The sequence below is a fragment of the Pseudomonas sp. CCI1.1 genome (assembly GCF_034348165.1).
GTDB classification, from domain to species: Bacteria; Pseudomonadota; Gammaproteobacteria; order Pseudomonadales; family Pseudomonadaceae; genus Aquipseudomonas; species Aquipseudomonas paracarnis.
Window position 1 is genome coordinate 195,968 of record NZ_CP133780.1, and the last position, 13,719, is coordinate 209,686.

The window sequence follows — 13,719 nt, forward strand, 5'->3', positions numbered from 1 at the left end:
TCAGACCTTCCATTCGTCCCAGCGCGCTACGCCGTCATAGGCCAGCCAGGGCACTTCATGGGCCGTCCAGATATGCGAGGTGGGCCTGGCGCCCGGATCATCATCTAGCGTCGCCACCCGCACGATCACGTGGGGCTGATGCCCACGTTCAGCAATCAGATGCGCGCCGCAACGCGAGCAGAAATGCCTGAATTTGCCCGGCGAAGATTCAAAGGACGACAGCAGCTCCTCACCCTGCGTCCAGCGAAAATGCTCACGCATCACCCCGGCCGTGGCAACAAACGCGGCCGCGTGTGCCTTGCGGCAGCTTTCGCAGTGGCAGTGGCTGATGGGCATGTCCAGGCTGTCGACTTGGTAGCGCACACCTTTGCACAAGCAACTTCCATTCAGTGGGTCAGTCATAACCTATGGCCAGGCAAGGAGGGGGTCATCATCATCGCGCACAACGCAAGGTTGCGCATTGGTTGATGTCGCCTAGTGTTCAGTGAAGGAGGTGACTCATGCACGTATTAGATCGCATCGAACGCAAGGTGCTGCTCAGCGCATCACGTAAACAGGTCTGGGAGGCACTCACGCAGGCCGAGCAATTTGGTAACTGGTTCGGTATCGCGCTTAAAGGTAAAACCTTTGTGGCCGGAGAAACCATCGAAGCGCCAATTACCTACCCAGGTTACGAACATGTCGTGTGGAAGGCCAGGATCGAACGCATCCTGCCCCAAACGCTGTTTTCTTTCTGGTGGCATCCTTTTGCAGTGGAAGAGGGCGTCGACTACGACAAGGAAACACCGACGCTGGTGGAGTTCACGATTGAGGATCGCGCTCCAGGCATCCTCTTGCGGGTCGTCGAGTCCGGGTTTGACCAGATCCCCGAAGCGCGGCGCCAGAAAGCCTTCAAGATGAACTCCCGTGGCTGGGACGAACAAATGGGCAATATCGAAAGCTATCTGAATCAAGCCTGACCCGAACGGGCATCATGGTTGATGCCCGGCTTCACGCCAGCGTGCATTCGATTGCTTTAGAAACTCATCTGCCACTGGCCGACCACCGCATGATTGCGGCTATTGCTACCCAGCTCGCCGTTATAACCGACACCCAGGTTCTGCTGCGCAGACAAACCCACCGCCAACCCCACTTCAACCATCAAGCCGTCGCGGTCCAGTGCGCTGCCTTCAATATTGAACGCGTCGCCGCCAATCAAAAAAGCCTGCCGAGTCTTACTGTCGACATTGCCATAGAGGTGCCGCCAGCCGAAGCTGGCCTGCGGGGTCAGGCTGATGCCATTGTCCAGTTGGCTCAGATGAGCCAGGCGCACCCCGAAGGTACTGCTGACATTGTCCTGGGTTTGTGCATCCACCTTGAGTGAAGCATCGCCGCCTTTCTCGCGGTAGTTGTCGCGGTGATAGCGCTGATAGCCGAGGTTGGCGAAGGGTTCGATATTCAATCGGCCGTTACCCAGCATGTAACCCATCTCGGCAAAGGCTTGCTGGCTATTGGCATCGTAATCACCCTTGGGGCGCTCGCTGAAACCTGCGAATTCCACTGTGCGCTTGTTGTTACCCCTGTGCTGGCTGTACGCAGCCCCCAGGCGCAACGCAACTGGGCCATCCTGGCGTACGGCATATGCCCCCGCGTGCCAGCTGCGCAATGAATTATCGACGTTGTGGCTGTCCATATCGGTCTTCGAATAGCCGCCCAGTACACCCAGGCGCCAGAGAGGCGACAAGGACCAGTCAATACCCAGCAGACTGCCTTGTGTGCGTTGCTGTGAAGACGCATTGCCGTGTTGACCATCAAGCTTGCCGTAGCTGCCGATACCTTGCAGCCACACGCGGCCTCGCGCGTTTGGATCATTCAAGTTGCGGGCACTGCTGGGGATGCCACTTATGGCCAGCTCAGGTGTTTGTACTGGATCAAGCCCGACGAGCAAGCTTGAACTGCTGCTCATCTGGCGCATGGCCGACAGCATGGACGTGGCCACCTGGCTGCTGGCCGCCAGTGTGGCACTGGCGAGGTTGGCGTTGCTGCTGCCTGCCAGGCCCTCGAGCGCGGCGCTGGCCGTAGTCTCCGAGGTGGCCAGCAGCGCGTCGTAGAGCGGGTTGGGGTTTCGCATCATGGAGGGCGGGGGGAAACTGCCATCCCAGTTGCTCCAGTGGCGCCACGTGATGGACTCGATGCTGTTGACTGCGTGGGCGGCGTTACGGGTACGGGCGTAATCGATGAACTCGACATCGTTGCGTGTGTAGCTCAGGTTCACCCGGTTATTGTCGTAGCTGAGTGTTGGCGTCAGGAAGGCGTAGTAGCTGCGCAGGTTGGAGTCATCAAAGGTCCCCGTGATGCTGCCTGCTTGCAGGACCGTGTACGTGCTGTGCCAGGGATAGTCCATCGAGTAACCCGGCTGCGGCCACAAATAGGCACCGTTGAGGCTGGCATTGCCGACCACATGGGTTGTCGCAGCACTGCCGTCGGGATAAGTAGCGAACTCGAATGCAGAGCCTGGCTTCATGATCAGGTTGCCGTTGACCTGAGGAGCGCCGACAACGGTATCCGTGATCAATCTCCCGCTGACGGTAAGATTGTTGACTGAGCCTCGGCCCCGGTAAGTCGCGCCTTGGTCGACGATCACGTCACCAGCGATGTTGCCCTGGTTGTTTAAGTGACCATTGGCAGAGAGGCGTGCGCCTTCGCTGAAATCGCCGCGACCATTGAGTACCCAGTAGCCGCGACTCACTTGTAGTACGTCAAAATTGCGCGTCGCCTCGACCGTCCCGTCGGGTTCACGCGTATCTGAAGGATAATATTGGTAGCCCTCCAGAATCATGGTGTTATGCCCTGCGCCGCCGTCAACTAACCCCTCAAAACGGGCGCCGGGGTACAGCGTCAAGGTGTCGTTGCCGCCCCCCATGTCCAGGGCTACACCATTACTCCCGCTGATCAGGGCACCGTTGAATACCCGGTCGTCGAAATTACCGATAAAGCGTGCGCCATAGCCATCAAGCCCACGCAGGTCGACGAAATTTCTCAGCTCCGTTGCGCCGGTTGCCGGCCCATCATGGCCATCACTGACTAAGAGGCCATTGTTGGCACCTGTGATTGAGCCGGTACGTGGAATGCCTGTGGAAGGATCAAACCTGCCGCCGTTAAACAGGTAGCCACCGCCAATCGATACCCCATCGCTGGTGTTGGCTCGGCCATTATTGTCCGCTCCACTGGCGCCCAATGCCCGGATAACGCCAGAGTTTTCGATGTGGGCAATGCCCCCTACGCGTAGGCCATCGCCATCGATATTCTCCAGGCGTCCCTCTCGTCCGCCAGTGATCGTGCCGTCGTTGTAAACCATGGCATCGCCCGTTATCGAAACCCCAGCGCCGTCACGTCCGGTAAGCGTGCCATTATTGCTCAGCAAATTGAGTTGTTCGCCTGAGATTGCATGCCGGGCGCCCGAGATTACCCCGGTGTTGTCGATGCGCACATCGGTCGCAGCGCCCAGGCTGATCGCGTCTAATTTATCGGCACTGATCGAGCCGTCATTTTGAATGAAGACATTGCGTTGCCAATCAGGCAGGTTTTGGCGAACGCTGACGGCGGTCGTAGGGGTGGTGATGCTGCCGGTCTTGGTCACCCACAAACTGGGATTGTAAAAATAGCCACTGCCCACGGTGAGCGGGGTATTGGTTGGGGTATCGATGAATGCTTGAGCAAGGCTGGCAGGAGAAAGCGAGGCGCCGGAAACAATCAACGAAATAGTCAGGGCCAGACGGCGGGGGACGAACGACATGCGCGAAATCCTTTTCTTGAATCGCGCTATCTTCCTATATAGCCATTTGATATTGCCAGCGCATTCTTATCCTAAAAAGCGATGACATCCTTTTTATGATATTGCGCGCTAGGTGTGCGTTTACCCGACGCCTTGGCCCGGATGCCGAGTAGAATCACGCCCTGAACGCGATTCTTGAGGTGCGGTACGGTGGATTTACAGCAGGGTTTTGTCCTGACCCGGCATTGGCGCGATACCCCGGCGGGTACCGAGGTCAGCTTCTGGCTGGCCACCGACCAAGGGCCACGGTGCATTCGCCTACCCGTGCAGACCTCGGTGGTGTTCATCCCGCAAGCCCACCGCAAGCCGCTCGATTGGCTGCTCAAGGGTGAACGTGATCTCGAGTTGCGCCCCTTGCAGCTATGCGACTTTCATCACCGCCCGGTTCTGGGCCTCTATGCGCGCCAGCACCGCCAGTTGATGGATATCGAGAAGCGCCTGCGCGCTGCTGGAGTCGATGTCTACGAAGGTGACGTGCGCCCGCCGGAGCGCTACATGATGGAGCGTTTTATCACCGCTCCCGTCTGGTTCGGGGGCACCGCTGATGCAAGCGGCACCGTGCTCGACGCGCAGATGAAGCCTGCCCCCGACTATCGCCCGCCCTTGAAGCTGGTGTCCCTGGACATCGAGACCACCGCCCAGGGCGATCTCTATTCCATCGCCCTCGAAGGCTGCGGCGAGCGCCAGGTGTACATGCTCGGCCCGCCGAACAAAACCGACGCGGTGGATTTCAAGCTCGACTATTGCGACACCCGTGCTCAACTGCTCGAACGCCTCAACCAATGGCTGGCCACTTTCGACCCCGACGCGATCATCGGCTGGAATGTGGTGCAGTTCGACCTGCGCGTACTCCACGAACACGCCCAGCGCCTGAACGTGCCGCTGTTGCTGGGGCGTGGCGGTGAAACCATGGCCTGGCGCGAACATGGCAGCCGCAATCACTACTTCGCGGCGGCGGCGGGGCGGTTGATCATCGACGGTATCGAAGCGTTGCGTTCGGCCACTTGGAGTTTTGAATCCTTCAGCCTTGAAAACGTCGCGCAAACCCTGCTTGGCGAAGGCAAGGACATCTCCACGCCGTACCAGCGCATGGACGAAATCAACCGCATGTTCGCCGAGGACAAACCCGCCCTGGCGCGCTACAACCTCAAGGACTGCGAACTGGTCACGCGGATTTTCGAGAAGACCGAGCTGCTCAAGTTCTTGCTCGAACGCGCCAGCGTCACCGGGTTGCCGGCCGACCGTAACGGCGGCTCGGTGGCCGCCTTCACCCACCTGTACATGCCGTTGATGCACCGCCAGGGTTTCGTCGCGCCGAACCTGGGTGACAAACCGCCCCAAGCCAGCCCCGGCGGGTTTGTCATGGACTCGCGCCCGGGCCTCTATGAATCGGTGCTGGTGCTGGACTACAAAAGCCTTTACCCATCGATCATCCGCAGTTTCCTCATCGACCCGGTCGGCTTGATCGAAGGCCTCAAGCATCCTGACGACAGCGACTCGGTGGAAGGCTTTCGCGGCGCACGCTTCTCCCGCACCCGGCATTGCCTGCCGTCCATCGTCACCCGGGTGTCCGAAGGCCGCGAAGAGGCCAAGCGCGAGCGCAATGCGCCGTTGTCCCAGGCACTGAAGATCATCATGAACGCCTTTTACGGTGTGCTCGGCTCCAGCGGCTGCCGGTTCTTCGACACCCGGCTGGCATCCTCGATCACCCTGCGGGGGCACCAGATCATGCGCCAGACCCGCGCGCTGGTTGAGGCCCAAGGGTACGAGGTGATTTACGGTGACACCGACTCCACCTTCGTCTGGCTGGGCAGCGCGCACTCTGCGCAGGACGCCAATCGCATCGGCCTGGCGCTGGTGCAGCACGTCAACGACTGGTGGCGCGCGCACCTGAGCAACGAGTACGGCCTGCAAAGCGCCCTGGAGCTGCAATACGAAACCCACTTCAGCCGCTTCCTGATGCCGACCATTCGTGGCGCCGAGGAGGGCAGCAAAAAGCGCTATGCGGGCCTGGTCGTGCGCGAAGATGGCGGCGAAGAAATGGTCTACAAAGGCCTGGAAACCGTGCGCAGCGACTGGTCGCCCCTGGCCCGGCAATTCCAGCAGGAACTCTACCAACGCATCTTCCATCGCCAACCCCATCAAGACTACATACGCGATTACGTGCGGCGTACCTTGAGCGGCGAATTCGATGAGTTGCTGATCTACCGCAAACGCCTGCGCCGGCCCTTGCACGACTACGAACGCAACGTCCCGCCCCACGTACGCGCCGCGCGCCTGGCGGACGAGTACAACGATCGCCTGGGCCGCCCGCGCCAGTACCAGCGCGGTGGCTGGATCAGCTACGTGATCAGCGTCAACGGCCCGGAACCGCTGGAAGTGCGGCAGGCGCCCATCGACTACGACCACTACGTCACGCGCCAATTGCAGCCCGTGGCTGACGCAATCCTGCCGTTCGTGAATGACGATTTCGGTACCCTGGTAGGCGGGCAGATGGGGCTATTCTAGGTAATCACCACAGGCTCAATATTGCCCATCGCTCAGGAGGAAACGCCCATGTACACCCTTTACGGCACCGACGAATCCGGATCCTGCATGATCGAAATCGCCCTGCAGCGCTGCGCAGTGCCGTGGCATCGCGTGCAGGCCAGTTCCTGGCAGGACGGCGAGGGTAGCGACGCCCTTGCACGTATCAATCCACTCAAGCAGATCCCCACCCTGGTCACTCCAAATGGCCAGGTACTGACCGAAAGCGCCGCGATCCTGATCCACCTGGGCCTGGAGTATCCCAAGGCCGAGTTGCTGGCTGGCGATCGTACGCAGATCCTGCGCGGCTTGCTGTACATCGCCGCCAACTGCTATTCGGCGATCGGCATCATCGACTACCCGCAACGCTGGTTGGGCAACGCCGATGAGGCGCAGCAAGCACAACTGGTCAGCGGCACACGGCGCTACCTGCATCAGGCCTGGGTCGTGTTTGCCGATCAGTTTGCCGGCCAACTGTTTACACCCAGCAACGCGCCGAATGCACTCGGCATCATGGCGGCGGCGGTATCGCGTTGGGACGACGCGCGCGAGGTGCTCGGCAACCTGGCGCCGGGCTTTGCGCAGAGCCTGGAGCGGGTAGACGCCGACCCTGTCGTGGCCCCCGTTTTTGCCCGGCATTGGCCGCAGTGGAAGGTCTCGTAACCGGAAGAAACAATGACCAGGCCACTGTCCAAGCCCTTGCGTAGCGGGCTTCCTGACCTACGCTTCTCAAGGTGGTGTAGGAATCATCCTTGAATTTGGCTGTCGCAGACATGAAACTCAAGAACCCTGCATGGAATTCAAAGGAGGTGCGCATGCTCATCCGGTCGCTGACCCTGGCTACCTTGATGGCTTTTACGGGGCCGTTGTTGGCCGCTGATGATAATCCGCTCAAGCAGGAGTTGGGCAAGACGCGCCCCCTGGTGGTCGTGGAGCTTGATGCTGGAAACCCGACACTGGCAACGCTGAAGAAACAACTGGAAGAGGCTGCCATCAAGCAGTCCTTCGAAGAGCGCAGCATGGTGTTCTATACCGTGAAGTTCGGCAGCATTGGCGCTGAAGGAGAGAAGTTCGCCAAGGACCCAAAGGACAGCAAGAAGCTCACGCCGCCTGAAACCAACGCGCTGATCCGCGCCCTCAAGCTCGGCGTCGGCAGCGGCACCAAGGTGATTCTGATCGGCAAGGACGGCGAGAAGAAACTCGAAAAAACCGTGCCACCGGACAGCCTTGACCTGAAGGAGTTCTTCAGCGCCATTGACCAGATGCCTCAGGCGGAAAAGGAGCTTGCCGCACCTGCGGAGCCGGAGCCTGTTCCAGCCGCGCCAGCGGCTGCGGCCAAGGGCACCAAGCCCGCCAAGCCCGGCAACAAAGCCCCCAAGCCGCTGGAAGATTGAACAGGTCCCCTCCCACCGTTCTGGTGGGAACCGGCCTCAGGCTTTCCACGGCTTGAGCCAAAACCCCAACCCCACCAACACCAGCGCGCCGGCCAGGCTACTCAACCCCAACTGCCACCCATCGTTGTGCAAGGGGTGCAGGGCCAGCGCCGCCACACCCAACAGCACCCCGCTCAAGCCCCACTGCAATGGCCAGCCCAGTTGGCCGAGCAGTTGCTGGCGGTGCATCAGCAACAAGTTCGTCACCACGACGCCACCCAACGCCGCCAAGGCGATCCCCGGCAGGCCGATACAATAGGGCAGCACCACCAGCAAGGCGGCGTTGACCAGGCTGCCCAGCAGTTCGCAATTGAGCGGCAGGCGCGTGTCGCCGCTGGCATAGGCATAGCGAGCGAGCATCGCGTTCCAGGCGCCAAACACCAGAGGCGTGGCGAACCAGGCCAGCAGCGCCGGCAGTGGGCCATCGACGCTCTGGGCGGGCATCAGCAGATGGATCAGCGTGGGGCTGGCGCCAATCAGGCCGAAGGCCGCCGGCAGGCTCAGCAGGGTCGCTGCATCCAGGCCGCGACGCAGCAGGGCCAGGCGCTGCTGACCTTGTTCGCCGCTCATCATGCCCAGCAGCACTTGGTTGAGGCTCATCAGGGCGATCAATGGCAGGTTGATCAGCTTGCGTGCGAGGTTAACCCACGTCACAGCGCCTTCCCCCAGGAAACTGGCGATCAATCGCTCCAGTAGCGCCAGGCCCTGGCTGGCCACGTTGCTGGCCAACAACGGGCCGATGCGGCCCAGCAATTCGCGGCCTGCCAGCGGGTCGCCGCTGATCTGCCACGGCCGCCAGCCGAAAGACCAGACCGGCACCAGCAACGGCAGGCACATCAACACACTGCCGGCAAAAAAGCTCATGGCCAGTTCGGCACTGTCGCTGGAGCTGCCACGGATAAACAGGTACAGCACCGGTGGCAGATTGAACAGTAAAGAGCCCAGGCCCGGCAGGACAAAACGTTGGCGTGCCTGTAAGGGAATACTGAACAGCCCATGCATCACCAGGCCCGGCGCACAGGCGGCCAGCCAACGCAAGTTAGCGGCGGCTTCGGCATGGGCCGCCACGTCCAGGCCGGGGCCGATCAGGCGCACCCACAGCGGCGCGCCCAGCGCCAGTACGGCAAACAGCGCCAGGCCCACTCCCAGCAGGCGTGGGGATAGGCTGGCCAGCCAGGCCTGCTGGCGGTGTGGGTCGCGTTGTTGATAGAGGGGCAGGGCAGCCGCCGCAAGCAAGCCGGCGGCCAGGGTCATGCGCAATGCTTCGGGCAAAAACACCGCCACCAGAAACCCGTCGCTGCGACTGCCCGCGCCCCAGGCCGCCACCAGCAGCCATTCGCGGGCGAAACCGGCGACCAGCCCTGCGAGGGTCGCGAGGGTCAGCCAGAGCGTGCTGCCGAACATCAGTGAAACAGGGTGAACAGGCCTTTGCCACCCACCTTGTAGTTCAGATCATGGCAACGTTCGCCCATGATTTTGGCCCCGGAACCGCCAATGATTTTGTAGGGGGCTACTGCCTTGGCCACCACGGTATTGGCGCTGATCACTGAACCATAGCCCAGGTGCGTGCCGTAGCCGATCAACGCCCGGCTGCCGATCCACACGTAGTCGTCGATGTAGATCGGCCCGGAAATCGACCAGAACTCCGGTGCCTGCAAATCATGACTGCCGGCGATGATCAGCACGTGGGAGGCGATCGCCACGTGGTTACCGATCACCAGCCCGGCACGGGCGTCCACCTGGCAATGCCAACCGATTACCGAATCGTCGCCGACCACCAGATTGTGCATGCCCAGCACCTCGGTGTTACGCCACAAGCTGGAGCTCTTGCCGATCTTCGCGCCACCCAGGCGCAGCCAGGCGATGCGTACATGGTGGCTGGGGATCTTGTTGATCAAGATGTTGTAGGCCATGTCCCAGACACTGCGCCACCGGTCTTTGACGGTCGCCCAGTTTTTGCCGTAACGCGGCAGTAGCTGGGCCGCAAGGTCCTGTTTCATCCGGTGGAACAGGCGGCGCGCCACCGGGTGCTCAATCGCGGTTTCCAGATCGATGGAGCTGATCCAGAAGCGCTTGTTGTCGCCTTCGCCTTCTTCAAATACCACGTCGTTGGCCAGGCACCAGTCCAGCGCCTCTTCCAGGTCCGGCAGGCTCACGCCCATTTCAGCGGCCAGCGTGGGGAGGCGGTCACGCAAGTCGGTGGAGTGGATCATCCGGTGCTTCATGGTTGGTTATCCTTTGGCGCAATAGCAGCAACAGGGGCGGTAATGGAGGGGCGCAGACGCACCTGTTGCAGGCTCATGCCCATCAACAGCCAGAACAGCGCGATCAGTACAAAGGTGAAGCTGAAATAATGGTCGAAAATCCCCGTCAGCAGTGCCGCCAACACACCACAGAGGCACCCCAGCCACAGCGCATTGTCGGCGGTGACTTTGCGCACCTGGCCCAGGGGGCGCACTTCGCGCCACCACAACAGGGTGACGGTGATAAACAGCAGCATCCCTGGAATGCCGACTTTGTAGATGAAGTTCAGCCACAGGTTGGAGATCCCCAACAGATTGGAGCCGGGCACGGGCGGGTCGATCTTGAAGCCGATCCCCAGGGGGTAGGTCGCCATGGCGGTGGGGAACCGGGCGTACTCGTCAAAGCGGATTTCGGTACTGGCGTTGGTGGTCGAGAAGATGGTCAGCAAGCGCTCCTGCAACGGCGGATAGAACATCACCAGCGCAACGGCGAACGCCGCCCCGATACCGATAATGCGTCCGCTGTTCGGCACGCGCTTGTAGGCCAGCCAGATCAATACCAGCGCCAGGGCCACGATGGCACCACGGGAAATACTCAGCAGCAGGCCGGCACACCCCAGCACCGCCACCGCCAGGCCCAGGGCCCGACGCCAGCCGCTGCGGGTCCAGCCATAGAACAGCGCCAGGGGAATAAACAGCACCAGCACGCCACCGGTCAGGTTGGGGTGCACCCAGGGCGAGGCCATGCGCGTGTAGTTGGCAGAGAAAATATCCTTCACCGCTTCCGGGTGGGCGTATTTGAGGTCGGTGAGAATATCGATCATCGACATCGCATTGCGCGTCTTCAGGAACATGAAGATCGACAGCAGCAGCATCGCCAGGTTACCCAGCAACAGGGCGACCACCACCTTGTCGCGGTCGGCGTCGGTGCGCAGCAACAGCGGCACGATAAACAACATCGACAGGTTCATCAGCCAGCGCACCCAGTTCACCGGGCCGTTGCCTTCGGCATGGATGATCAGCATGCCCCAGATGAACGGAATGGTGCTGAACAGCATCAGCCACATCAGCGCCCGCTCGGTCGGTCGCCACAGCATGAAGCCACGGGTCTTGCCGATGAAAGATTGCCAGAACACCCCGACCCAGGTCAGCCCCAGCACCGCCTCGCTGACGGTGGTGCGGATGCCCAGTTGCAAGGTGGTGTAGGGAATACTGGTGGCCAGTACCGCGAAAATCAGCAAGCCCCACAGGGGAAAGCGGATCAGGGTCAAGGCCACGGCCACACCGGCCACCACCAGCATGACCTTGATCGGCGACAGAGCCAACAGCAACCCGCCGAACAGAAGGCCCAGCAGCAGACTGACGAATTTTCCTGGCAGCATTAGCGGTCCAATTCCTTGAGCAAAGTGTCCAGGCGCGCGCGATAAGCCGGTTCGGCAAATTGCCGGGCCCAGGCGCGGTGTGTGTCGCCGTCTTGCATGGCCTCGGCGCCTGCCAGTTGTTGCATGACCTTGTGCAATTGCTCGGCGTCATGGGGGGCGAAGCGCGGGGCGTCGGGCGGCGCGATTTCATCCAGGGCGCTGCCGCGTGCCACTGCTACCGGCGTGCCGACACTCAAGGCTTCCACCACCGGCAAGCCAAAGCCCTCGGCATAGGACGGCTGCCACAGGCACGCCGCATGACGGTAGAGCGCTTGCAGTTGGCTGTCCGATAAACCGCTGCACCAATGCAGGCCCGGCAGCTCACCGAGTGTCGCCGGTACATCGCTGGGGTGGCCCACCAGAACCAAGTCCGGCACCTCAGGGTTCAGCGCACGGCAGGCCTGCCATTGGCGCAGAAAGAACTCCATGTTCTTGCGCGGCTCCCGCGTGCCCACCACCAGCCAGTAACGCGCCGGCAGGTTGGCGGGCAGCGGTTCTGGCGCTGCATTCAATTCGGGCACCAAGTTGTTCAGCACGCGGAACTTGGCCCGTGCCCAGGGGAACAGGCGCGCGGCTTCATTGCAGGAAAACTGCGACGGGCACCACACCCGATCAGCCTGCCACACCGACCAGGCAATCGAGGCCCCGTCGATCAGGCGGTAGGCCAGGGCCTTGAGTTTGGAGCGATGGAAGTTGCGGTGGGTCAACTGAAACAGGTCATGCAGCACCAGTACATAGCGGGTGCCGGCGGGTTTACGGCACAACGGCAAGCCCATATTGGCGGTGGCGATGTACAGGTCGATCTGCTGCTCGTGCAGCGCCCTGGGCAAGAACCCGCGCTCGAACCGCAGGCGCACTTGTGGGCGTTGCAGGCCGTCCAGCGGGCTGGCCCAGGCCGGGCAAACGGCAGTCTGGCGCTGCGGATGCTCCAGGGGCGCTTCGCTGAACAGCACCACCTCGGTGTTGCCCCGCGCGCGCAGGGCGTCTTCCAGGGCCACGACCTGGCGGGCGATGCCCGAAGACGGCGCAACCGTGGCGGGGCGATAGTCCAGGGCTACACGCATGGCTGAGACTCCTTGGCGGTGAGCAAGCTGCGGTAGAGGTGCTCCAGTTCATTAGCCGCCACCGCCCAGTCGTGGTATTGCCGCGCGTAGTCGCGTGCCGCATCGGCCAGTCGCCCGGCCAGCGCCGGTTCATCCAGCAGGCGCACAACGGCGTCGGCCAGGGCCTCAGCGTTTTCGCCGGCCAAGTAATGTACCTGTGGCTGTACCGCCAACCCGGACACGCCCTGGGCCGTGCTCACCAGCGGCAAGCCGGCGGCCATCGCCTCCAACACCTTGAGCTTGGAGCCGCCGCCATGGCGCAACGGGGCGACAAAACCGGCGCAGCGGCGTTGCAAGGCACACAGGTCGGGAACAAACCCCAGCCACTCGATACGTTCATCGGGCCAGCGCTCGCGCCAGTGTTCGGGTAAGCCATAGCCGACCACTGCCAGGCGTGCGCTCGGGCACTGCAACCAGAGCCTGGGGAAGATCTCGTCGAGCAGCCACTGCACGGCGTCCAGGTTCGGTGCGTACTCGTAGTTACCGACGAACAACAGGCGCTGGCTCTGCGCATCGGCGCTGACCTCGGCAAAGGCACGACTGTCGACCCCATTGACCACCACGCTTACCGGCGTCGAGGACAACGGCCGCATGGCCTGAGCGTCCGCCTCGGTCACGGCGACCACATGAGCGGCGGCATCGAACGCCTTGCGTTCCCATTGCCGGCAGCGCCACTGGTCATACTGTACAAACGGTGCGGCCCACTTGGGGAAACGGTCGTAAGTGGCGCCGCCGAGGCTCGATTCCAGGTTGTGCTCGGTCAGCACAAACTCGCGCCGTTGCTGCTGCAAAGTGCGCAGAAACGGTTGCAGGCTGTAGCTGTGTTCTACCTGAATCACGTCCCAGCGCTCATTCAACAGTTGCGCAAACTGGGCCTGCAACGGTGCCGACAGGCCGTTGACCGTGGTCAACAGCGGCCAGGGCGCGAACAGGCCGCCGAGCAGGGTCAGCGGATGTTTCAGCGGCCGGCGTGGAACCACGATCAGGCGTTCAAGCAACGGCTCCAAGGCCGCATGCGCCGCGTCATCGGCCGGCGTTTTCGATTGCGCCAGCAGCGTGATGCGATGCCCGCGCTCACTCAAGGTGCGCAGCAAATGGTACTGCCGCGTCTTGCCGCCGCTGGTGGTCGGCCACGGCAGGTAGGGCACAATCCAGAGGATTCTCATGTACAGCTCTCCA

11 protein-coding genes are annotated in these 13,719 nt (G+C 61.8%); 4 read left to right on the forward strand and 7 right to left on the reverse strand.

All coding sequences use genetic code 11. The features are described from left to right. On the reverse strand, positions 1–402 hold the full coding sequence (locus RHM69_RS00940) for a GFA family protein (RefSeq protein WP_060767113.1): 402 nt from the start codon (positions 400–402) through the stop codon (positions 1–3). 98 nt (positions 403–500) lie between these two features. On the opposite strand from RHM69_RS00940, the gene RHM69_RS00945 reads away from it, so the two are divergent. After that, positions 501–959 (forward strand): SRPBCC family protein, encoded by a 459-nt coding sequence (locus RHM69_RS00945; RefSeq protein WP_038449647.1) that lies wholly within the window; start codon positions 501–503, stop codon positions 957–959. Between the two features lie 56 nt (positions 960–1,015). Here the strand turns inward: RHM69_RS00945 and RHM69_RS00950 are convergent, their stop codons facing one another. Continuing rightward, complete coding sequence (locus RHM69_RS00950; protein ID WP_106111601.1) at positions 1,016–3,775, reverse strand: autotransporter outer membrane beta-barrel domain-containing protein; 2,760 nt, start codon at positions 3,773–3,775, stop codon at positions 1,016–1,018. Between the two features lie 189 nt (positions 3,776–3,964). Between RHM69_RS00950 and RHM69_RS00955 the strand changes: the two genes are divergently transcribed. The 3 genes from RHM69_RS00955 (at position 3,965) to RHM69_RS00965 (ending at position 7,734) form a co-directional block, all read left to right on the forward strand. Then, positions 3,965–6,322 carry a DNA polymerase II gene (locus tag RHM69_RS00955; protein ID WP_032903753.1) on the forward strand — a complete coding sequence of 786 codons (2,358 nt, stop codon included), beginning with the start codon at positions 3,965–3,967 and terminating at the stop codon, positions 6,320–6,322. Positions 6,323–6,370: 48 nt separating this feature from the next. Next, the gene (locus RHM69_RS00960; RefSeq protein WP_032903754.1) at positions 6,371–7,003 is read left to right on the forward strand and encodes a glutathione S-transferase N-terminal domain-containing protein; all 633 of its coding nucleotides are present in this window, start codon (positions 6,371–6,373) and stop codon (positions 7,001–7,003) included. 152 nt (positions 7,004–7,155) lie between these two features. Then, the gene (locus RHM69_RS00965; protein ID WP_014717829.1) at positions 7,156–7,734 is read left to right on the forward strand and encodes a DUF4174 domain-containing protein; all 579 of its coding nucleotides are present in this window, start codon (positions 7,156–7,158) and stop codon (positions 7,732–7,734) included. A 36-nt stretch (positions 7,735–7,770) separates the two neighbouring features. On the opposite strand, the gene RHM69_RS00970 is transcribed toward RHM69_RS00965, so the two are convergent. The 5 genes from RHM69_RS00970 to RHM69_RS00990 are packed head-to-tail and all read right to left on the reverse strand — an operon-like array spanning position 7,771 to position 13,706. After that, positions 7,771–9,177 (reverse strand): lipid II flippase MurJ, encoded by a 1,407-nt coding sequence (locus RHM69_RS00970; RefSeq protein ID WP_014717830.1) that lies wholly within the window; start codon positions 9,175–9,177, stop codon positions 7,771–7,773. After that, positions 9,177–9,998: an acyltransferase gene (locus tag RHM69_RS00975; protein ID WP_282376544.1), complete on the reverse strand. Its 822-nt coding sequence runs from the start codon at positions 9,996–9,998 to the stop codon at positions 9,177–9,179. Before RHM69_RS00975 ends, RHM69_RS00970 begins: the two co-directional genes overlap by 1 nt. Further along, positions 9,995–11,398 carry an O-antigen ligase family protein gene (locus RHM69_RS00980; RefSeq protein WP_014717832.1) on the reverse strand — a complete coding sequence of 468 codons (1,404 nt, stop codon included), beginning with the start codon at positions 11,396–11,398 and terminating at the stop codon, positions 9,995–9,997. Before RHM69_RS00980 ends, RHM69_RS00975 begins: the two co-directional genes overlap by 4 nt. Next, on the reverse strand, positions 11,398–12,501 hold the full coding sequence (locus RHM69_RS00985; RefSeq protein ID WP_060767117.1) for a glycosyltransferase family 4 protein: 1,104 nt from the start codon (positions 12,499–12,501) through the stop codon (positions 11,398–11,400). Before RHM69_RS00985 ends, RHM69_RS00980 begins: the two co-directional genes overlap by 1 nt. After that, positions 12,492–13,706 carry a glycosyltransferase family 4 protein gene (locus RHM69_RS00990; protein ID WP_014717834.1) on the reverse strand — a complete coding sequence of 405 codons (1,215 nt, stop codon included), beginning with the start codon at positions 13,704–13,706 and terminating at the stop codon, positions 12,492–12,494. Before RHM69_RS00990 ends, RHM69_RS00985 begins: the two co-directional genes overlap by 10 nt. Positions 13,707–13,719 lie beyond the last annotated feature (13 nt).

Coding starts and splice junctions, on each gene's coding strand:
- RHM69_RS00980 (WP_014717832.1), bottom strand. CDS start 11,398: ATGCTGCCAGGAAAATTCGTCAGTCTGCTGCTGGGCCTTCTGTTCGGC.
- RHM69_RS00945 (WP_038449647.1), top strand. CDS start 501: ATGCACGTATTAGATCGCATCGAACGCAAGGTGCTGCTCAGCGCATCA.
- RHM69_RS00975 (WP_282376544.1), bottom strand. CDS start 9,998: ATGAAGCACCGGATGATCCACTCCACCGACTTGCGTGACCGCCTCCCC.
- RHM69_RS00960 (WP_032903754.1), top strand. CDS start 6,371: ATGTACACCCTTTACGGCACCGACGAATCCGGATCCTGCATGATCGAA.
- RHM69_RS00950 (WP_106111601.1), bottom strand. CDS start 3,775: ATGTCGTTCGTCCCCCGCCGTCTGGCCCTGACTATTTCGTTGATTGTT.
- RHM69_RS00985 (WP_060767117.1), bottom strand. CDS start 12,501: ATGCGTGTAGCCCTGGACTATCGCCCCGCCACGGTTGCGCCGTCTTCG.
- RHM69_RS00965 (WP_014717829.1), top strand. CDS start 7,156: ATGCTCATCCGGTCGCTGACCCTGGCTACCTTGATGGCTTTTACGGGG.
- RHM69_RS00990 (WP_014717834.1), bottom strand. CDS start 13,706: ATGAGAATCCTCTGGATTGTGCCCTACCTGCCGTGGCCGACCACCAGC.
- RHM69_RS00940 (WP_060767113.1), bottom strand. CDS start 402: ATGACTGACCCACTGAATGGAAGTTGCTTGTGCAAAGGTGTGCGCTAC.
- RHM69_RS00970 (WP_014717830.1), bottom strand. CDS start 9,177: ATGTTCGGCAGCACGCTCTGGCTGACCCTCGCGACCCTCGCAGGGCTG.